The sequence below is a fragment of the Pseudomonas sp. genome (genome assembly GCF_030698175.1).
In the GTDB taxonomy this organism is placed as follows: domain Bacteria; phylum Pseudomonadota; class Gammaproteobacteria; order Pseudomonadales; family Pseudomonadaceae; genus Aquipseudomonas.
In genome coordinates this window covers 11,645-28,970 of the sequence record NZ_JAUYNT010000015.1, presented here as the reverse complement: position 1 = coordinate 28,970, position 17,326 = coordinate 11,645, and the positions used below count along the sequence as shown (strand labels likewise).

The window sequence follows — 17,326 nt, the reverse complement described above, 5'->3', positions numbered from 1 at the left end:
CCATTGTCTAGCCAAGGGGTAACGCGCTAAGGTTGGGCCTCCCCACCGCGCCCATCTTGCCGTGCACCGCCCCCGGGGATTACCGGCGGCCGGCACCCGTGACCTGACGACTCTGAATTGATGAAAAGCACGATGGCTGATTTACCAATCAACGACCTCAACGTTGCCTCCAACGAAACCCTGATTACCCCGGAGCAACTCAAGCGCGAAATCCCGCTCACCGATGCCGCCCTGCACACCGTGGCCCATGGTCGTGAGGTCATCCGCAATATTCTCGACGGCAAAGACCATCGCCTGTTCGTGGTGGTCGGCCCCTGCTCGATCCACGACCTCAAGGCCGCACACGAGTACGCCGAACGCTTGAAAGTGTTGGCTGCCGAAGTTGCCGACAGCCTGTTCTTAGTGATGCGGGTGTATTTTGAGAAACCGCGCACCACGGTTGGCTGGAAAGGCCTGATCAACGATCCGTACCTGGACGACTCCTTCAAGATTCAAGACGGTTTGCACATTGGCCGCACCTTGCTGCGCGACCTGGCCGAAATGGGCCTGCCAACCGCCACCGAAGCGCTTGACCCGATTTCCCCGCAATACCTACAAGACCTGATCAGTTGGTCGGCGATTGGCGCACGCACCACCGAGTCCCAGACTCACCGCGAGATGGCCTCAGGGTTGTCTTCGGCAGTCGGCTTCAAAAATGGCACCGATGGCGGCTTAACCGTGGCCATCAACGCCCTGCAATCGGTTTCCAGCCCGCACCGCTTCCTCGGCATCAATCAGGAAGGTGGCGTCTCCATCGTCACCACCAAAGGCAACGCTTACGGCCACGTAGTGCTGCGCGGTGGCAACGGCAAGCCCAACTATGACTCGGTTAGCGTCGCTATCTGCGAGCAAGAGCTGAATAAAGCCGCCATTCGTCCCAACATCATGGTCGACTGCAGCCACGCCAACTCCAACAAAGACCCGGCCCTACAGCCGCTGGTGATGGACAACGTCGCCAATCAGATTCTGGAAGGCAATCAGTCGATCATCGGCCTAATGGTCGAGAGTCATCTCGGCTGGGGCAGTCAGTCGATCCCTAAAGACCTGGCTGATCTGCAGTATGGCGTGTCCATTACCGACGCCTGCATCGACTGGGCTGCTACCGAAAAAGCCCTGCGCAGCATGCACCACAAGCTCAACGATGTGCTGCCAAAGCGTCAACGTAACTAGTTGGCCTCCACCAATAAAAACGCCGGGCATTTGCCCGGCGTTTTTATTGGTGTCGATTCAACCTTTTGCCAGATGGCGCTGACGCCGCTCCATATAGCGCTCCACGTAGGAGCATGAGGCAATCACCGTATAACCCGAGGCTTGCGCATACTCCAGCGCATGCGCAGTCAAAGCCGCCGCAATACCACGGCCACGCAAAGCATTCGGCACAAAGGTGCGATAGATATCCAGCGTCTGCTTACCCAGATCCATATAGGCCAAGTAAGCACGGTGGTCATCTATCGTGACCTCAAATTGGTGGCCGGCCTGATCGTGCAGAACAGTGACTGCCTCGCTCATCGCAATGCCTCCGTATTTTTCAAAACCTTGGTACCTCTCAAAACAGTATCCTAACTTGATGAACTTTATCCAAGCGCAACGATATATCGGCAGAACCACCCGAACCCAAGAGCGTGAGATAGACCTTGCCATTGTCAACCTTGCGTAACAAGCCTGAATAGCCTTGACCATCAAAAGTAATTAATTGCACGCGCTTCCCAGCGTAGTTGGCCAGCTCGTTTACTGCTACGTACTCGATATCCCCCCCCTGCACCGGCGCCTGGGCCGCCACCGCGCGCGGTTCAACGGCGACATCCTCCTGCGAGGCCTTGCTATCGAGCCAAGTAAAACTTAAAGGCTCAACGTGCTGCTGATTGATCGACAGCACGGGCCGCAGCATGGCCAAGACATCCTTAGCCGCAAAAAACTCCAGACCGTCCCACGCCATGCCCTCAGTTGGATTGAGTTCAAGGCGCAGCGACTGCGGATCCTTCAAGTAACCCGCATAGGCGGCAAGCACCAGCGGATCAAGCGCAATCCGCTGACTGCGTAACACTTGGTCGACTTTCTCAACCGCCGTTTGCAAATAACGCTCACGATTCTGGCCAAGCTTGCCGGCGCAATAATCCTGTACCTTGCGCTGATATTGGTTGTCGTCAACCTCAAGGGTCACCATTGCCAGGCGCGGCGGATTGACGATCAAATCACCGGGCTTTTCCGACATATTGGCCAGCGTCATGCCCACGCGCATTTCGGCCATGTCGCGGGTGGCGGAAACCAGTTTAAAACTTAAGCGCTGCGCACCCGGCTGGAACTGGTAGGAAAACTCGGCGTCGGTTTCAAAGGTTCGATAGCCCATATCCAGCAGCTCGCGGGTGCCAATACTGCCGACCTTGCCACATGCCACCTCACTCATCGCCGTCAGCACACTGCGCTCGGCCGGTTGATCGTAAAGCTGCACCATCAAGGGGCCGTGCACATCCAGCGCTAGCCCTTTTAGGCTGATTGCCAACTGCTCGGGAAATTTACCTTCGGCCAAACGTTCTTTAAAACTCAACAACTCGCCCAAACCGTGAAATTTCAACTCAGCGCTGGCGACTCGCACGCTGTCGTGCAGAGCCGGAATGCGAACTTCAATCCGGTTAAGGCCCACACGCCCGTCAAATGAGGAGGTGATGCTGCCATAACTGATGTCCATCATTGGCGCCATCTGGGCGATGGCATCGTTCATCACCGCGCGCACTGACAACCACAGCGACACCTTAATCAACAGGCCTAGCACCAATAGTGCGAGCAGGCCCCACTTGAGAATTTTCGACATAGCAACTTCCATACATGCTGAGCAAAGGCATCCGCCACGGATGCAAGCCGCAGCTTATCAGGCCGACTAAGCCTGAGCATCCTTTGTGCCAAGCGCAGCCACCGCGCGCTAAAAGAGCGCTTATGCCCTGCGTCTGCAGGCTGCCAGCCGGGTCGCTAGCAACTGAGCGTTTTTTATACAAAAGCCGTAAAAAACCTGACAAATGTGCTTAGGCATTGAATTTAGACAGAAAAAATCACAGCTAACAGGATCGATTGGTTTACTTATTAACAGTTCTGGGTAACATGTAGACCGGCAAATTCTTCGAGCTCGAAGAATTGCTTTTATGGAAAGTCCACCTTAAGGGGAAACACATGAACAACGTATTCAAGCTGTCCGCTATCGCTTTGGCTGCCGTTCTGGCCGCTGGTTGCAGCAACACCAAAGAAATCGAAGCTAAAATCACTGCAGTAGAAGATTCTTCTGCTCGTGCTCAAGCACGCGCTGACGAAGCCTACAGCAAAGCTGACGAAGCAATGGCTGCTGCTCAAAAAGCTCAGCAAACTGCTGACGAAGCCAACGAGCGCGCTCTGCGTATGCTGGAAAAAGCTTCCAAGAAGTAAGAGTCTTTCAAGACTTATAAGCCGATCCGCTTGCGGGTCGGCTTTTTTATTGGAAAAAATTCAATCCAGGCTTTATCCAGGCATAAAAAAACCCGCAACGGCAAATAGCGCATTACGGGTTCGTTTATCAGCTTGTTCAGCCGATTAGTTCAATACAGGCGCCACGCTGGCAACCGAGGTATCGGGTACAGCGATTTCAACTGGCAGACCATCTTCCGCGGCAACCACTTCGCGCACTACATCCCAATCCAGGCGCAAGCGATTAACCAAGTCATCACGCTTCAGCAGGGCGTTAATCACTGCAGTGTGCTTATCAACCAAAGATGGCGTGCCATGATCGTCCAGCGGAGTATGGGCTTCGAGGTAAACCTTGCCGCCACTGATGCCGAACTTGTAGGGCTCGTTAATGATGCGAATCTTGGTACCGATTGGCGCCAAGCTCGCCAGCTCAAGCACATTGTTGTTGAGCATACGAAAGCAGCCATGGCTGACACGCATGCCGATACCGAACTTCTTGTTCGAACCATGAATCAAGTAACCCGGAGTGCCCAGAGTAAACTTGAACGGCCCCAAGGGATTGTTCGGCCCCGGCGCCACTACGGTTGGCAACGGATCACCTTCCGCTGCGTGCTCTTCGCGAATGGACTTGGGTGGATACCAGGCAGGATTATTGATTTTGCCAGTAATCACGGTATTGGTAACTGGTGAACCCCAGCCCTCACGGCCAATACCCAGTGGGTAGGTGTAAACCACGTTACGGCCTTTCGGGAAGTAGTACATCCGGTACTCGGCGAGGTTGATCACGATACCTTCGCGCGGCCCCGCTGGCAGGATGAAACGGGTCGGTAGAACGATGTCTGACCCCTCGCCCGGCAACCAAGCATCGACACTGGGATTGGCTGCCAGCATTTCGGCATAGCCAAGGTCGTAGACTTTGCCCAGATCAGCAAAGGTGTCTTCGTACTTGGCTTTGATTACCTGTACTTGGCCGACAATGTCTTCACCAACAGGTGGCAACGGCAGCTCAAGGGCGGCAACAGAACCTGCCGAAAACAACAGGGCAAGCGACAGGGAACAGGCAACTAGCGGAGCGCGGGACAACATCCGGAAATCCTTGGCATGACTGACGGGAAAATGACCGACAATTGTACACCGATAACCCCCCGCCAGGCCAACCGAGCCGCCTTAGACGCTAGGCCAGAGCGGTCGGTCGCCACGTCGCTGCGCCTGCAGTACCGATTGGCAAGCACGGCACAAACGCTGGTCACGCAACTTGGTTTTATCCACATCAAGCAAGCGCGGATGCGCCGGTAGCAAGCTGGCGCAAAGCGTACGGTCGGCAAAACCACCCAGTTCAAGCTGGCGCGCCAGCAAATGCACACGAACTTCGCGGCAGGCGAACAGGTCGAGCTGCTCGTCGGGCTCGATCAACTGATAGGCATGCAGGGACCAGGCAACGCGCGGCATTGTCGACTCCAAAAAGGGCCGCCACCTTAGCCCAAAGCGCTCAGGCAGAAAAGCCTCAGAGCAAGGGTTGCAGCTGCGGCCAGAGATTTTCCAGTAAGCGCGGCTGAGCCGCGGCCGCCGGGTGAATGCCATCGCCCTGCATCAACATCGGCACCCCGAGAAAAAACGGTATTACCAGCGGCGTTGATAGCAACGCTGCTCCTGAGCACTCGGGGGGTCAAGCATAACCATCAAGGCTTGCAGTTTTTTGTTCACTCGATAAGATAGTAATCAATTACTATCTTATCGAGTGAACGTTTATGGATAACCGACCCAAATATCTCCCGGCCGATGAACGACGGGCCGTGACTGTAGAGTCAGTGATTGCGCTTGCCGGTTCAAAAAACCCCAGCGAGATCACCACAGCGGCTATCGCCAAGCACATGCGGGTAACCCAAGGCGCACTGTTTCGGCATTTCACGAACAAGGAAGCCATCTGGCAGGCGGTCATGGAGTGGATAGCCGAGCGTCTTCTGACTCGAATTGATCGCTCCGTACAGGGGGTCGAATCGCCCTTGGCCGCGCTGGAAGCGATGTTCATGAGCCATATCGAATTCGTGGCCGAGCACCCTGGTGTTCCCCGGATGATGTTTGGCGAACTTCAGCGCGCCGAATCGACGGCGGCTAAGCGCATGGTACAGACGTTGATTCAGCGGTACGGGGAACGCTTGCATCGACTTATCGAGAAGGGCAAATCGAGCGGCGAATTGTCCCTCGCCCTGGATAACGAGGCGGCGGCCACGCTCTTTATTGGCACGATTCAGGGCCTGATCATGCAGTCGCTGCTGGATGGAGACCTGGAACGCATACGTCGCGACGCGCCACGAGTATTTGCGATCTATCGGCGCGGCATCGAGAGCAGGCCATGAGTCGTCTGCCTTTACAAGGCCGCACACTGGCGTTGCTCGCCGTCATCGCTCCATTACTCGCACTCTTTATCTACGTTGGCCTGCGATCGGGTCCTCTCGCACCGATCGCTGTGACGGTCGTGGCCGTGGAATCGCGGGCAGTCGCACCGGAACTGTTCGGTATCGGCACGGTGGAGGCGCGCTACACATACAAGATCGGGCCCACATCTGCCGGGCGCCTCAAGCGCCTGGATGTGCATGTGGGTAATCAGGTCAAGGGCGGACAAGTGCTCGGAGAAATGGACCCGGTGGATCTAGATGATCGGATTCGCTCACAAGAGTCGACAGTCAAACGGACGGACGCAGCGTTGCGTGAGGCCCAAGCGAGGCAATCCTATGCAAGAACCCAAGCCCATCGCTATGAGCAATTGTTCGTCGCGCGCTTGGTTAGCGAGGAAATCGTTGGCACTAAGCGGCAGGAGCTGCAGATTGCCGATGCAGTTCTGTCCTCTGCTCGAGAGGAGCTTGCTCGTGCTCAATTCGACCGTGAAGGACTGGTAGCGCAGCGCCTCAATTTGCGCCTAATCGCCCCCGTCGATGGCGTGGTTAGCGTGCGTGATGCCGAGCCCGGCACGACTATTGTCGCCGGCCAGGTTGTGGTGGAGATCATTGACCCCAAGAGTTTCTGGGTCAACGTGCGCTTCGACCTGATAAGCGCATCGGGACTTGCCGGGGGACTGCCTGCACGTATCGTCCTGCGCTCGCGTGGCGGCCAGCCGTTGCAAGGTCGCGTGTTGCGTGTGGAGCCCAAGGCCGATGCGGTGACCGAAGAGCTGCTCGCCAAAGTGCTCTTCGATGCTATCCCCCAGCCTTTTCCGCCGGTGGGTGAACTGGCCGAAGTCACTGTCGGTTTGCCCGCACTCCCAGCCGTGGCGACCATTCCTAACGCTGCAGTCCGGCGTGAAGGCGACACCGTGGGGGTCTGGCAAATCGTCGGGGGTGATCTGCATTTCTCTCCGGTCAAGCTCGGTGCTGCCGACCTGAATGGTTACGTGCAAGTGCGCGAAGGGCTCAAGAATGGGGACCAGGTGGTGGTCTATAGCGAGAAGGCGCTGACGGCGAGTAACCGCATCCATGTGGTCGATGACATCCCAGGAGTATCAAGATGATCAACCTGGCCAGCCGTGACATTCTTCATGCCTGGGGAAAGTTCGTCTTCACAGGCATCGGTCTGGGTTTGCTGATTGGCGTCACCCTGGTCATGGCTGGGGTTTATCGGGGCATGGTGGACGACGGCAAGGCGCTGCTCGACAACAGTGGCGCCGACCTTTGGGTGGTGCAAAAGGACACTCTGGGCCCTTATGCGGAGTCGTCCAGCCTCAACGATGACCTGTATCGCACCATCCTCGCCATGCCGGGAGTTGCCCAGGCCGCTAACGTGACCTACCTGACCATGCAAGTGCGCAAGGGGGAGAGCGATGTCCGCAGCATGGTGGTCGGCATCGCGCCCGGCGAGTTAGGAACGACACCAGGCTGGCCCCCTTATCTGGTCACAGGGCGCCAGATCACGCGAGGCCACTATGAGGCGGTGGCCGACATCGCAGTCGGCTTCAAACTGGGAGATCGGCTGGCTATTCGCCGCAATCATTACACCGTCGTCGGACTGACCCAGCGCATGGTGTCGTCTAGTGGCGACCCGATGGTATTTATTCCGCTCAAGGATGCCCAAGAAGCTCAGTTCCTCAAGGACAACGACGCCATTTGGCAAAGCCGGCGGCGCACTGCGGCCAACCCGGACTTCAATCGACCCGGCGTTCCAGGCTTGCTGGATGCGGTGATTGCATCACAGAGCAGCAACGCGTTCGTCAATGCAGTGTTGGTCACACTAAAGCCTGGCCATACGCCGGATGAGGTGGCCGAATCCATCCGGCGCTGGAAGCGTTTGACGGTCTACACCCGAGCCCAGATGGAAGACATTCTAGTCAGCAAGCTGATCGCCACCTCGGCCAAGCAGATCGGCATGTTCCTGGTTATTTTGGCCATCGTTAGCGCGGCCATCGTTGCCTTCATCATCTATTCGCTGACGATGGACAAAATCCGCGAGATCGCGGTATTGAAGCTCATCGGCACACGCAACCGAACCATTGCTGCAATGATCATGCAGCAGGCGCTCGCCCTGGGCGTGATCGGCTTCGTGGTCGGCAAGATCACCGCCACGTTCTCAGCGCCCCTGTTTCCCAAGTACGTACTGCTGATGCCGTTCGACTCCATCGCCGGTTTTTTCGCCGTGCTCATGATCTGCATCCTAGCCAGCATCGTCGCCATTCGCATGGCGCTCAAGGTCGATCCGGCCGAAGCCATTGGAGGCTGACATGAGTGGCAAAGGCATCCACATCGAACGTTTAAGCAAACGCTATGGCGAGGGTGACACCGCTGTCTTTGCCTTGCGGGACGTGAATATCCATGTTGCGCCAGGTGAAGTGGTCGGGTTGATCGGCCCTTCCGGCTCGGGCAAGAGCACGCTGCTTAAATGTCTGGGTGCGGTAATCGAACCGACTGCCGGCCGCATGACGTTGGGCGCCGAAGTGATCTACGACGATGGCTGGAAAGTCCGTGATCTGCGCGCCTTGCGCCGGGATAAGATTGGTTTCGTATTTCAGGCGCCGTACCTGATTCCATTTCTCGATGTCACCGACAACGTGGCGCTGCTACCCATGCTGGCCGGCGTGCCCAATGCGGATGCGCGCAACAGCGCACTCGATTTGCTCACCGCACTGGACGTGCAACACCGGGCCAAAGCGATGCCTTCCCAGTTGTCGGGCGGCGAGCAACAGCGCGTTGCCATTGCCCGTGGCCTGGTCAACCGCCCGCCAGTCATTCTGGCCGACGAGCCTACTGCGCCACTCGACAGCGAGCGGGCCATGGCCGTCATCCGTATCCTCAACGACATGGCACGCAAGTTCGAGACCGCGATCATCGTCGTCACCCATGACGAGAAGATCATCCCCACCTTCAAGCGTATTTACCACATCCGCGAGGGGGTAACTTATGAAGAAGCGGGTGAAGGCCGGGCGTTCGAGTGAACACAGCCTGTCAGCATCGCCGCGCGCAATTTGCTTTCAGCAGTCACAAAAGCGTTCGAAAACCGTTGGGCAATCCGCTCCCCCGCTAAGATGGCGCCTCCTGACCTCCTCAGGGACTTCTTCAGAGCAGCGGCTTCAGTACCGGCCAGACGTTGTCGAGCAAACGAGGCTGAGCCGCGGCCGCCGGGTGAATGCCATCGCCCTGCATCAACATCGGCACCCCGCCAACGCCCTCAAGAAAAAACGGCACCAGCGCAACGCTCTCACTACTGGCCAGCTGCACATACACCTGGCTAAACATCTCGCTGTAACGCACGCCATAGTTAGGCGGCAAACGCATGCCCAAAAGCAGCACCTTGGCACCACTGGCTTGCGACTGCTGAATGATCGCCGCAAGGTTTTGTTGCAATTGCGCCGGCGACTGCCCGCGCAGGCCGTCATTACCGCCCAGCTCGACCACCACCAGTGCCGGCTGATGCGCTGCCAGCAGCGGCGCCAGGCGCGCCAAGCCGCCGGCACTGGTGTCGCCACTGATCGAAGCATTGACTACTTGATAGTCCAAACCCTGCTGATTTAACCGCTGCTGCAACAAATTGACCCAACCTAGGCGTGTATCTAAACCAAAACCTGCGCTGATACTATCGCCGAGCACCAGCAAAGCCGCGCCTGACGCGCTTTGCGCCGTCAACCACAACGCTACGACCAACCCCATCCACCACACCCGCATCGGACTCTCCATGAGCGCAACCATTCTTCACGCGCAGCACCTTAGCAACAGGTCGCTCCCGACGCGCCTGGCGCCGCCAACCACAGCGCCACGAGCAACCCCATCCAGCAGACCCGAACCGGACTCGCCATGAGCGCAACCATTCTTCACGCGCAGCACCTTAGCAAAGTGGTTCCCAGCGCGGAAGGCGAGCTGTGCATCCTTGATGACCTGAGCCTGGAACTGGCCCGTGGCGACAGCCTGGCCATAGTTGGCAGCTCCGGCTCGGGCAAGTCGACCTTACTGGGCTTGCTGGCGGGCCTGGACTTACCCACCCACGGCGAAGTCAGCCTGGCCGGGGTTGGCCTTAATAGCCTGAGTGAAGACCAGCGCGCCCGCTTGCGCGCCGAGCATGTCGGTTTTGTCTTCCAGTCTTTTCAGCTTCTCGACAGCCTCAATGCGCTGGAAAACGTTATGTTGCCGCTCGAGCTGGAAGGCCGGCCCGACGCCCGCACCACCGCCCGCTTGCTACTTGAGCGCGTCGGCCTGGGCCAGCGGCTAAGCCATTACCCACGGCAACTGTCCGGCGGTGAGCAGCAGCGGGTGGCGATTGCCCGCGCCTTTGCCGGTGAGCCGACGGTGTTGTTTGCCGACGAGCCGACCGGCAATCTCGACCGCCACACCGGCCAACATATCAGCGATCTGTTATTTGCGCTCAACCAGGAACACGGCACCACGCTGGTACTGGTGACCCACGATGAGCGCCTGGCGCAGCGCTGCCGGCGGGTGATTCACCTTGAAGCCGGTCAGCAGATCGACCCCGAGCACGCCTGATGGTACGCCTGAGTTTTTACCGACTACTGCGCCTGGCGTGCCAGCAATTGCTGCGCGATGCCCGGGCGGGCGAGTTGCGCGTGCTGTTTATCGCACTGCTGATTGCCGTGACGGCCAGCACCTCGATTGGTTATTTCAGCGCACGCCTGAGCGGCGCCATGCAGATGCGCGCCAGCGAGTTTCTCGGCGCCGACCTGCTACTCAATGGCAGCTCAGCAGCCACCGCTGGGCAAATCACACCCGGCTTAGCTCTGGGCCTTAAACACGCGCAACTGGTTGAATTTGCCAGCGTAATTGCCACCGACAACGGCATTCAACTGGCCAGCGTCAAAGCCGCCGACAGCGCCTACCCGCTGCGTGGCCAGTTAAAAAGCGCGGCAGCCCTAGAGGGCCGTGACAGCGCAGGTGGCGGACCACAACCTGGCGAGGCCTGGGTCGAGGCGCGCCTGCTGCTGGCCTTGAATCTGAACATTGGCGACCACGTCGAAGTGGGCAACAAGCCCCTGCGACTCACCCGCGTCCTGACCTACGAGCCGGATCGGGCGGGGGATTTTTACAGCCTCAGCCCGCGGCTGTTGATGCACCTGGATGACCTGGCCGCCACCGGCGTGATCCAGCCCGGCAGCCGAGTCAGCTACCGCGAACTGTGGCGCGGCACGCCTGAACAACTCGCCAGCTATCGACACAGCATAGAGCCGAGCCTAACAGCCCAGCAAAAACTGGAAGATCCGCGCAGCGGCAACCAGCAGATTGGCAGCGCCCTGGGCCGCGCCGAACGCTATCTCAACTTGGCCAGCCTGGCCGCGGTATTGCTCGCCGGCGTCGCCGTGGCGCTGAGCGCCGCCCGTTTTGCCAGCCGGCGCCTGGACGCCAGCGCCCTGCTGCGCTGCCTAGGGCTGTCACGCCACGAAACTCTGGCCCTGTTCAGCCTGCAACTGGCGCTGCTCGGTTTGCTCGCCTGCGGCCTGGGCGCCGTACTCGGTTGGCTGGCGCAGCACGGTCTGTTTTATCTGCTGCGCGGCTTGCTGCCGGCCAACGTGCCGCCCGGCGATCTGCTGCCAGCATTGGCGGGCATGGCCTGCGGCCTCACCGCCCTGGCCGGCTTTGCCCTGCCACCGTTGGCCGCACTGGGCCGGGTGCCGCCACTGCGGGTATTACGCCGCGACTTGCTGCCGGTGCCGCCCAGCTCCTGGCTGGTGTATGGCGCTGCCCTGCTCGCCCTCGGCCTGATCATGTGGCGCTTGAGTCTGGATTTACCCCTGACCCTGGCGTTGCTGGGCGGCGGGCTGATCACCGCAGTGCTGCTCGGTGGCTTGCTGCTGCTGAGTTTGCAGGCGTTACGTCGACTGCTGAGCAATGCCAGCCTGCAATGGCGACTGGGCTTGGGCCAACTGCTGCGCCATCCGCTGGCCGCCGCCGGGCAGAGTCTGGCCTTCGGCCTGATCCTGCTCAGCATGGCCTTGATCGCCCTGCTGCGCGGCGAGTTGCTCAGCACCTGGCAGGCGCAACTGCCGGCGCAAACCCCCAACCTGTTCGCCTTAAATGTACTGCCGGCGGAGAAAGACGCCTTTATCGCCCGCCTGCAACAACTGTCGCCAACGCCGCCTCTGCTCTACCCGGCACTGCCCGGTCGCCTGACGGCAATCAACGGCCAGCCAGTAAACGGTTCTGTCAGTAAGGATGAGGGCGCCCTGAATCGCGACCTAAGCCTGTCGTGGAGCGCCGAACTACCACCGGGCAATCGCCTGCTGGCCGGCGACTGGTGGCCGAACGCGGCCAGCGGCCCTAGCAACGCCAACAACCCGAATTTACCAGGGGTCTCGGTCGAGGCGCAGCTGGCGAAGAAGCTGAAGATAAAGCTCGGCGACCGCTTGAGCTTTAGCATCGGCGCCGCTCAGCGTGATGCCCAGGTGCGCAGCTTGCGCGAGCTGCACTGGGACAGTTTGCAGCCCAACTTTTACATGGTCTTCGAGCCCGGCGCCCTGCAGGATTTACCCCTCACCTACCTGACCAGCTTTTACTTACCGCCCGAGCATGAGCGACAACTGATTGAGCTGGCCCGCGCCTTTCCGGCCGTGACCCTGCTGCAGGTGGATGTGCTGCTGGCGCAACTGCGCAGCATCCTCGCGCAAGTAACCTTGGCGGTGGAATGGGTGCTGCTGTTTGTGTTGGCCGCCGGTTTGAGCGTGCTGTTTGCCGGTTTGCAATCGACCCTCGATGAACGCACCCGACAAAGCGCCCTGCTGCGTGCCCTCGGGGCCGAGCGGCGGCTACTCAACCAGGCCCGCTTGCGCGAATTTGCCTTGCTCGGCGCCGCCAGCGGGCTGATCGCCGCCCTTGGCTGCGAACTGGTCAGCGCGCTGCTGTACAACCTGGTATTCGATATCAGCTGGCATCCGCATCCTTGGCTGCTGGTGTTGCCGCTACTTGGCGCCGTCTTGGTGGCCAGCGCCGGACTCTTGGGCACCCGCCGGGCGCTGAACGCCAGCCCGCTCACTGTGTTGCGGGAGGGTTAACGTTGGGTCGGTTATTTTTACCTGACTCATCCTTGTTAGAATCGGCCTTCACTTTCTATATGCACTTTTTATGAGCCGTTATCGCCCACCCCGCTCCGCCGGCACCGCGTTAATCACCCCCGAGGGTGAGGCGCGGATGCGCGCCGAATTCCATGAACTCTGGCATGTGCGCCGCCCGCAGGTAACCCAGGCGGTCAGCGAAGCGGCGGCCCAGGGTGATCGCTCGGAGAACGCCGAGTACACCTATGGCAAAAAGATGCTGCGTGAGATCGACAGCCGGGTGCGCTTTTTAACCAAGCGCCTAGAAAGCCTGAAAGTCGTCAGCGCCCCGCCCAGCGATCCCAGCAAAGTGTATTTTGGCGCCTGGGTCAGTCTCGAAGACGAAGACGGCAACGAGTCGCGCTATCGCATCGTCGGCCCGGATGAGCTGGACCTAAAAACCCAGCTGATCAGCATCGACTCGCCGCTGGCCCGGGCGCTGCTGGGCAAGGCACTGGATGCCGAGGTGCGGGTGCAAACTCCCACCGGTGAGAAAACCTGGTACATCACGGCCATCGACTACTGAAATATCGCTCTGACTTGTCCCAACTGCCTTCTCCCTGCTGTCAGTGCGGACAATGCCCGGCGTGCGCCTCCCTGGCTAAAGTGCTGACACCACTCACCTTGGAGAACAATAACAATGCCTTGGTATCTCGAAGCGCTCGTTAGCATCCCACTCGGCCTATTGCTGGGCAATTTCACCGAATGGTGGTTTCACCGTTTTGTCTTGCATGGCTGGGGCAAAAAACCCGGCAAGCTGTGGAGCTTTCACTTCCACGAACACCACCGCAACGCCCGTAAACATAACTTCTACGACCCCTGCTATCGGCGCTTCCCGCTGGGCTGGCACGCTCAAGGCAAAGAGGCTTGGGCGCTGTTAATCGCCAGTGTGCTGGTCAGCCCGCTGGTGTTCTTCGCCCCCTGGCTGACCCTGACCCTCTGGTATTGCGCGCTGAACTATTACCTGAGCCACAAGAAGGCCCACGACCACCCCGACTGGGCTCGCCAGCACCTGCCCTGGCATTACGATCACCACATGGGCCCCAACCCGCACGCCAACTGGTGCGTTACCAAGCCGTGGTTCGACTGGGTGTTTGGCACCCGCGAGTACTACGTTGGCAGTGAACGTGAGCAACAGGATCAGACCAAGCGCCAGCGCAGCACTGCGGCAACCGCCTGAAATCGCTACAATCGGCCCTCGAATATGACTGCTGCGGCGCCCTCGGCTGCCGTCCTGAGGACTGTAGATGTCTGCGATTGAACTGCTCGCCGCCGCACTGGGGGTACTGGCCGTCTGGCTTACCGTGCGGCAAAACCCCTGGTGCTGGCCGATTGGCCTGGCGATGGTGGTGATTTATTGCTGGATTTTTTACGAGGTCAAACTCTACTCCGACATGCTGCTGCAAGGCGTTTTCGCCTTCTTGCAGCTCTATGGCTGGTGGCAATGGACCCGCGGTGGACAGCAACAGCACGGGCGCCAGGTCAGTAACCTAAGCCTGCCGGGGCTGCTGCTCAGCCTCGGCATCGGCGCCATGGGCAGTCTGACGCTTGGCTATCTGATGGCCAGCTACACTGATGCCGCGCAGCCTTGGCTGGATGCCGGCCTGACCGCGTTTAGCCTGGTGGCGCAGGTGTGGATGGCGCAAAAGCGCATCGAGAACTGGCCGCTGTGGCTGGTCTTGGATGTGCTCTACGTCGGTCTGTTTATCTACAAAGAGCTGTACCTCACCGCCGGCCTGTATGGGCTGTTCTGCCTGTTGGCGCTGCACGGCTGGCAGCAATGGCGACGGGCGCAAACCCAGGTCGCCACAGCATGAAAGTGCTGGTGCTGACCGGCCCCGAGTCCAGCGGTAAAAGCTGGCTGGCGGCCGAGATCCAGGCCGAGTTTGGCGGCCTGATCGTCGGCGAGTACGTGCGGCATTTTATCCAGCAAGAACAGCGCGACACCTGTTACGCCGACATCCCAGCGATCGCCCGCGGCCAGCTCGACTGGGAAGATGCCGCGCGGACCAGCCGTCCGTCCCTGCTGATTCTCGACACTCACCTATTGAGTAACATGCTCTGGAGCCAGGCGCTGTTTGCCGACTGCCCGCCGTGGCTTGAGGAGCAATTGCTCGCCCGTCCCTACCACCTGCACCTGCTCCTGAGCCCCGCAGACGTGCCCTGGGTCGACGATGGCCAGCGCTGCCAGCCACAGCTGGCCGAGCGCCAGCAGTTTTATCGCAACTGCCACGACTGGCTTGAGCTACACCAGCAAAACTACCTTGAGCTGCACGGTGACTGGCCACAACGCCGCCAGCAGGCGCTCGAGGCCATTGCCCACTGGCTCACCGGCCAAGGCTGAGGCTGAGGCCCACGGCGATAGTGGCCAGATGCCCAAATACCTCACGCAGCAGCTTGCAAAACCCCTCCCGGCTTGGCATAAGTTCTGCCCAACCAAACCCCTACAAGGAAGTTGTTCATGCGCATCCTGCGTCGCGTACTCGCCCTCTTGCTGCTGCTCATTTTGGCTGGCGTGGCGCTGCTGCTGTACTTTATTGCTAACCCCAACCTGCCCACGTTCGAGCAGCCAACACAGCTGCATTACCTTGAGCAATGGAGCCCAGAGGCGCGGCAAAGCTATTACTACACCCCGCAAGGCACCCAAGTAAAAGGCCTGCAGTACGACTGGTTCACCGCGCTGGAGTTGCCGTTCTCCACCGATAAATTCGCCCGCCCCGAGTACCTGGCACGTTTTGGCTTTTTGACCGATCCGCAGCAACAGGCCAGCGCCAGCAATCCCGGCAACCTGCCGGTGGGTTTTGCCCGCCATGGCGACCCCGAAACCGCCGTGCAGTACCTCGACATCAGCTGCGCCGCCTGCCATACCGGCGAGCTGCGCTATCAGGGCCAGGCGGTGCGCATCGACGGCGGCGCGGCGCTGCATTCGCTAGCCTCCACAGTGCCCACCCTGCGCGGCGGCAGCTTTGGCCAGGCGCTCGGCATGAGCATGGCATTCACCTATTACAACCCGCTGAAATTCAAGCGTTTCGCCAAAACCGTGCTCGGCGCGCAGTACCCCAAGGGCCGCGGCGAATTGCGTGACCAGTTCAAAACAGTCCTCGAGCGTATGCTCGGTCAGGCCTGGAATGACACCCATCGCGGCCTCTATCCCACCGAAGAGGGCTTTGGCCGCACCGATGCGTTTGGGCGGATTGCCAACAGCGTGTTTGGCGATGTGCTGGACGCCAGCAACTACCACGTCGCCAATGCACCCGTGAGTTACCCGCACCTGTGGGACATCTGGAAATTTGACTGGGTGCAATGGAATGCCTCGGCTATGCAACCGATGGCGCGCAATATCGGCGAAGCCTTAGGCGTTGGCGCGCCGCTGCAACTGCTGCAAGACAATGGCGAGCCGGTCAGTGAGAGCGAGCGCTACGCCGCCGGCGTCCGCCTGCGCGACCTCGACAGCCTGGAAAGCACCCTGCGCCAGTTGCAACCGCCGCGCTGGCCACAAGCCGTGCTGGGCAAGATTGACCTGCAACGCGCCAGCCAGGGCCGCGCGCTGTTCAGCGAGAACTGCGCCTACTGCCACGCACCCAGCGTTACTCCAAAAGCTGAGCGCCTAGCCGCCGGCCGCGATCCGGAGTGGCATCTGCGCCTGGTACCGACGCGAATTATCGGCACCGACCCGACCGCCGCCGACAATATCGCCGACCACCGCTTCGATCTGCGCAAACTCAACTGGAGCAAAACCGAGCTGGGCAAGCTCAACGTCAAGCTAATCGGCAGCTCCCTCGACGAGGTGGATTTTGCCAGCATCTCCAGCGCCAAAGGCCTGGCCTATATCACCGCCTACGTTGAGCAACGCGCCTATAAAGACGCCGGCATCGGCGCCGCCGAGCAGGCGCGGATGAACGGCTACGGCTTGTCGATTGGCGTGCAGGAAAAACGCGGCTACAAGGCCCGTCCACTGCAAGGCATCTGGGCCACCCCGCCGTTTTTGCACAACGGCTCGGTGCCCAATTTGTTCCAGCTGTTGTCACCGGTGGCCGAGCGCTCGAGTAAATTCTGGGTCGGCAACTTTGAGTACGACCCGCAACAGGCCGGCTTTGTCAGCAGTCAATTTGACGGCGGCTTCCTACTCGACACCCAACTCACCGGTAACAGCAATCGCGGCCATGAGTTTCGCGAAGGCTGCCGCCAGAACGGCGTGATCGGCCGCGCCTTGGCGCCCGATGAGCGTTTGGCGCTGATCGAATACCTCAAGGTCATGGGCGATAGCGCCCTGGAGCGGCAACTGAGCAGCGTTGAGGCACGGGTCTGGAATGCCGGCCCTAACTGTCCGCAATAACCACTAAC

Annotated in this window: 18 protein-coding genes and 1 pseudogene; 13 read left to right on the top strand and 6 right to left on the bottom strand. The window is 59.8% G+C overall.

The window, feature by feature from the left end; translation table 11 throughout:
* The first annotated feature begins 132 nt into the window (after positions 1–132).
* On the top strand, positions 133–1,209 hold the full coding sequence (locus Q8R10_RS06740; protein WP_305652219.1) for a 3-deoxy-7-phosphoheptulonate synthase: 1,077 nt from the start codon (positions 133–135) through the stop codon (positions 1,207–1,209).
* Positions 1,210–1,266: 57 nt separating this feature from the next.
* On the opposite strand, the gene Q8R10_RS06735 is transcribed toward Q8R10_RS06740, so the two are convergent.
* Both Q8R10_RS06735 and Q8R10_RS06730 read right to left on the bottom strand, forming a co-directional pair.
* Positions 1,267–1,548: a GNAT family N-acetyltransferase gene (locus Q8R10_RS06735; protein ID WP_305652217.1), complete on the bottom strand. Its 282-nt coding sequence runs from the start codon at positions 1,546–1,548 to the stop codon at positions 1,267–1,269.
* A 37-nt stretch (positions 1,549–1,585) separates the two neighbouring features.
* Positions 1,586–2,848 (bottom strand): hypothetical protein, encoded by a 1,263-nt coding sequence (locus Q8R10_RS06730; protein WP_305652215.1) that lies wholly within the window; start codon positions 2,846–2,848, stop codon positions 1,586–1,588.
* 353 nt (positions 2,849–3,201) lie between these two features.
* Between Q8R10_RS06730 and Q8R10_RS06725 the strand changes: the two genes are divergently transcribed.
* Entirely contained in the window at positions 3,202–3,450 is a 249-nt protein-coding gene (locus tag Q8R10_RS06725) for an Lpp/OprI family alanine-zipper lipoprotein (RefSeq protein WP_305652213.1), read from the top strand.
* Positions 3,451–3,594: 144 nt separating this feature from the next.
* On the opposite strand, the gene Q8R10_RS06720 is transcribed toward Q8R10_RS06725, so the two are convergent.
* The 3 genes and pseudogenes from Q8R10_RS06720 to Q8R10_RS06710 all read right to left on the bottom strand — a co-directional run.
* Positions 3,595–4,554 carry a L,D-transpeptidase family protein gene (locus tag Q8R10_RS06720; RefSeq protein WP_305652211.1) on the bottom strand — a complete coding sequence of 320 codons (960 nt, stop codon included), beginning with the start codon at positions 4,552–4,554 and terminating at the stop codon, positions 3,595–3,597.
* 81 nt (positions 4,555–4,635) lie between these two features.
* Positions 4,636–4,917 carry a hypothetical protein gene (locus Q8R10_RS06715; protein WP_305652209.1) on the bottom strand — a complete coding sequence of 94 codons (282 nt, stop codon included), beginning with the start codon at positions 4,915–4,917 and terminating at the stop codon, positions 4,636–4,638.
* Positions 4,918–4,972: 55 nt separating this feature from the next.
* Positions 4,973–5,092 (bottom strand): annotated as a pseudogene (locus Q8R10_RS06710) (arylesterase); the annotation flags it as partial.
* 124 nt (positions 5,093–5,216) lie between these two features.
* On the opposite strand from Q8R10_RS06710, the gene Q8R10_RS06705 reads away from it, so the two are divergent.
* Genes Q8R10_RS06705 through Q8R10_RS06690 form a run of 4 tightly spaced genes read left to right on the top strand, consistent with a single transcriptional unit; the run spans position 5,217 to position 8,887 of the window.
* Complete coding sequence (locus tag Q8R10_RS06705; RefSeq protein ID WP_305652207.1) at positions 5,217–5,825, top strand: TetR/AcrR family transcriptional regulator; 609 nt, start codon at positions 5,217–5,219, stop codon at positions 5,823–5,825.
* On the top strand, positions 5,822–6,973 hold the full coding sequence (locus tag Q8R10_RS06700; protein WP_305652205.1) for an efflux RND transporter periplasmic adaptor subunit: 1,152 nt from the start codon (positions 5,822–5,824) through the stop codon (positions 6,971–6,973). The genes Q8R10_RS06705 and Q8R10_RS06700 overlap by 4 nt, the downstream gene beginning before the upstream one ends.
* On the top strand, positions 6,970–8,175 hold the full coding sequence (locus Q8R10_RS06695) for an ABC transporter permease (protein ID WP_305652204.1): 1,206 nt from the start codon (positions 6,970–6,972) through the stop codon (positions 8,173–8,175). The genes Q8R10_RS06700 and Q8R10_RS06695 overlap by 4 nt, the downstream gene beginning before the upstream one ends.
* 1 nt (position 8,176) lies before the next feature.
* Positions 8,177–8,887, top strand: coding sequence for an ABC transporter ATP-binding protein (locus Q8R10_RS06690; RefSeq protein WP_305652202.1), 711 nt, complete (start codon positions 8,177–8,179; stop codon positions 8,885–8,887).
* 121 nt (positions 8,888–9,008) lie between these two features.
* On the opposite strand, the gene Q8R10_RS06685 is transcribed toward Q8R10_RS06690, so the two are convergent.
* Positions 9,009–9,614: an arylesterase gene (locus Q8R10_RS06685; RefSeq protein ID WP_305652436.1), complete on the bottom strand. Its 606-nt coding sequence runs from the start codon at positions 9,612–9,614 to the stop codon at positions 9,009–9,011.
* A gap of 129 nt (positions 9,615–9,743) precedes the next feature.
* On the opposite strand from Q8R10_RS06685, the gene Q8R10_RS06680 reads away from it, so the two are divergent.
* From Q8R10_RS06680 to Q8R10_RS06650, 7 genes are all read left to right on the top strand, one after another.
* Positions 9,744–10,427, top strand: a complete 684-nt coding sequence (locus Q8R10_RS06680) for an ABC transporter ATP-binding protein (protein WP_305652200.1) — start codon at positions 9,744–9,746, stop codon at positions 10,425–10,427.
* A complete protein-coding gene (locus Q8R10_RS06675; RefSeq protein ID WP_305652198.1) occupies positions 10,427–12,943 on the top strand; it encodes an ABC transporter permease in 2,517 nt (838 codons plus the stop codon). Before Q8R10_RS06680 ends, Q8R10_RS06675 begins: the two co-directional genes overlap by 1 nt.
* A gap of 70 nt (positions 12,944–13,013) precedes the next feature.
* Entirely contained in the window at positions 13,014–13,508 is a 495-nt protein-coding gene (greB, locus tag Q8R10_RS06670; protein WP_305652197.1) for a transcription elongation factor GreB, read from the top strand.
* Between the two features lie 114 nt (positions 13,509–13,622).
* A complete protein-coding gene (locus Q8R10_RS06665; RefSeq protein ID WP_305652195.1) occupies positions 13,623–14,162 on the top strand; it encodes a sterol desaturase family protein in 540 nt (179 codons plus the stop codon).
* Positions 14,163–14,229: 67 nt separating this feature from the next.
* Positions 14,230–14,799: a nicotinamide riboside transporter PnuC gene (gene pnuC / locus Q8R10_RS06660; RefSeq protein WP_305652194.1), complete on the top strand. Its 570-nt coding sequence runs from the start codon at positions 14,230–14,232 to the stop codon at positions 14,797–14,799.
* Positions 14,796–15,326, top strand: coding sequence for an AAA family ATPase (locus tag Q8R10_RS06655; RefSeq protein WP_305652193.1), 531 nt, complete (start codon positions 14,796–14,798; stop codon positions 15,324–15,326). The genes pnuC and Q8R10_RS06655 overlap by 4 nt, the downstream gene beginning before the upstream one ends.
* 117 nt (positions 15,327–15,443) lie before the next feature.
* Entirely contained in the window at positions 15,444–17,318 is a 1,875-nt protein-coding gene (locus Q8R10_RS06650) for a di-heme-cytochrome C peroxidase (RefSeq protein ID WP_305652191.1), read from the top strand.
* The last annotated feature ends 8 nt before the right edge of the window (positions 17,319–17,326 follow it).

What these genes read in the sequence shown, in the direction of transcription:
- Q8R10_RS06740 (WP_305652219.1), top strand. Translation starts at nt 133, where the DNA reads ATGGCTGATTTACCAATCAACGACCTCAACGTTGCCTCCAACGAAACC.
- Q8R10_RS06685 (WP_305652436.1), bottom strand. Translation starts at nt 9,614, where the DNA reads ATGCGGGTGTGGTGGATGGGGTTGGTCGTAGCGTTGTGGTTGACGGCG.
- Q8R10_RS06665 (WP_305652195.1), top strand. Translation starts at nt 13,623, where the DNA reads ATGCCTTGGTATCTCGAAGCGCTCGTTAGCATCCCACTCGGCCTATTG.
- Q8R10_RS06725 (WP_305652213.1), top strand. Translation starts at nt 3,202, where the DNA reads ATGAACAACGTATTCAAGCTGTCCGCTATCGCTTTGGCTGCCGTTCTG.
- Q8R10_RS06655 (WP_305652193.1), top strand. Translation starts at nt 14,796, where the DNA reads ATGAAAGTGCTGGTGCTGACCGGCCCCGAGTCCAGCGGTAAAAGCTGG.
- Q8R10_RS06695 (WP_305652204.1), top strand. Translation starts at nt 6,970, where the DNA reads ATGATCAACCTGGCCAGCCGTGACATTCTTCATGCCTGGGGAAAGTTC.
- Q8R10_RS06730 (WP_305652215.1), bottom strand. Translation starts at nt 2,848, where the DNA reads ATGTCGAAAATTCTCAAGTGGGGCCTGCTCGCACTATTGGTGCTAGGC.
- Q8R10_RS06700 (WP_305652205.1), top strand. Translation starts at nt 5,822, where the DNA reads ATGAGTCGTCTGCCTTTACAAGGCCGCACACTGGCGTTGCTCGCCGTC.
- Q8R10_RS06680 (WP_305652200.1), top strand. Translation starts at nt 9,744, where the DNA reads ATGAGCGCAACCATTCTTCACGCGCAGCACCTTAGCAAAGTGGTTCCC.
- greB (WP_305652197.1), top strand. Translation starts at nt 13,014, where the DNA reads ATGAGCCGTTATCGCCCACCCCGCTCCGCCGGCACCGCGTTAATCACC.
- pnuC (WP_305652194.1), top strand. Translation starts at nt 14,230, where the DNA reads ATGTCTGCGATTGAACTGCTCGCCGCCGCACTGGGGGTACTGGCCGTC.
- Q8R10_RS06705 (WP_305652207.1), top strand. Translation starts at nt 5,217, where the DNA reads ATGGATAACCGACCCAAATATCTCCCGGCCGATGAACGACGGGCCGTG.
- Q8R10_RS06715 (WP_305652209.1), bottom strand. Translation starts at nt 4,917, where the DNA reads ATGCCGCGCGTTGCCTGGTCCCTGCATGCCTATCAGTTGATCGAGCCC.
- Q8R10_RS06650 (WP_305652191.1), top strand. Translation starts at nt 15,444, where the DNA reads ATGCGCATCCTGCGTCGCGTACTCGCCCTCTTGCTGCTGCTCATTTTG.
- Q8R10_RS06735 (WP_305652217.1), bottom strand. Translation starts at nt 1,548, where the DNA reads ATGAGCGAGGCAGTCACTGTTCTGCACGATCAGGCCGGCCACCAATTT.
- Q8R10_RS06690 (WP_305652202.1), top strand. Translation starts at nt 8,177, where the DNA reads ATGAGTGGCAAAGGCATCCACATCGAACGTTTAAGCAAACGCTATGGC.
- Q8R10_RS06675 (WP_305652198.1), top strand. Translation starts at nt 10,427, where the DNA reads ATGGTACGCCTGAGTTTTTACCGACTACTGCGCCTGGCGTGCCAGCAA.
- Q8R10_RS06720 (WP_305652211.1), bottom strand. Translation starts at nt 4,554, where the DNA reads ATGTTGTCCCGCGCTCCGCTAGTTGCCTGTTCCCTGTCGCTTGCCCTG.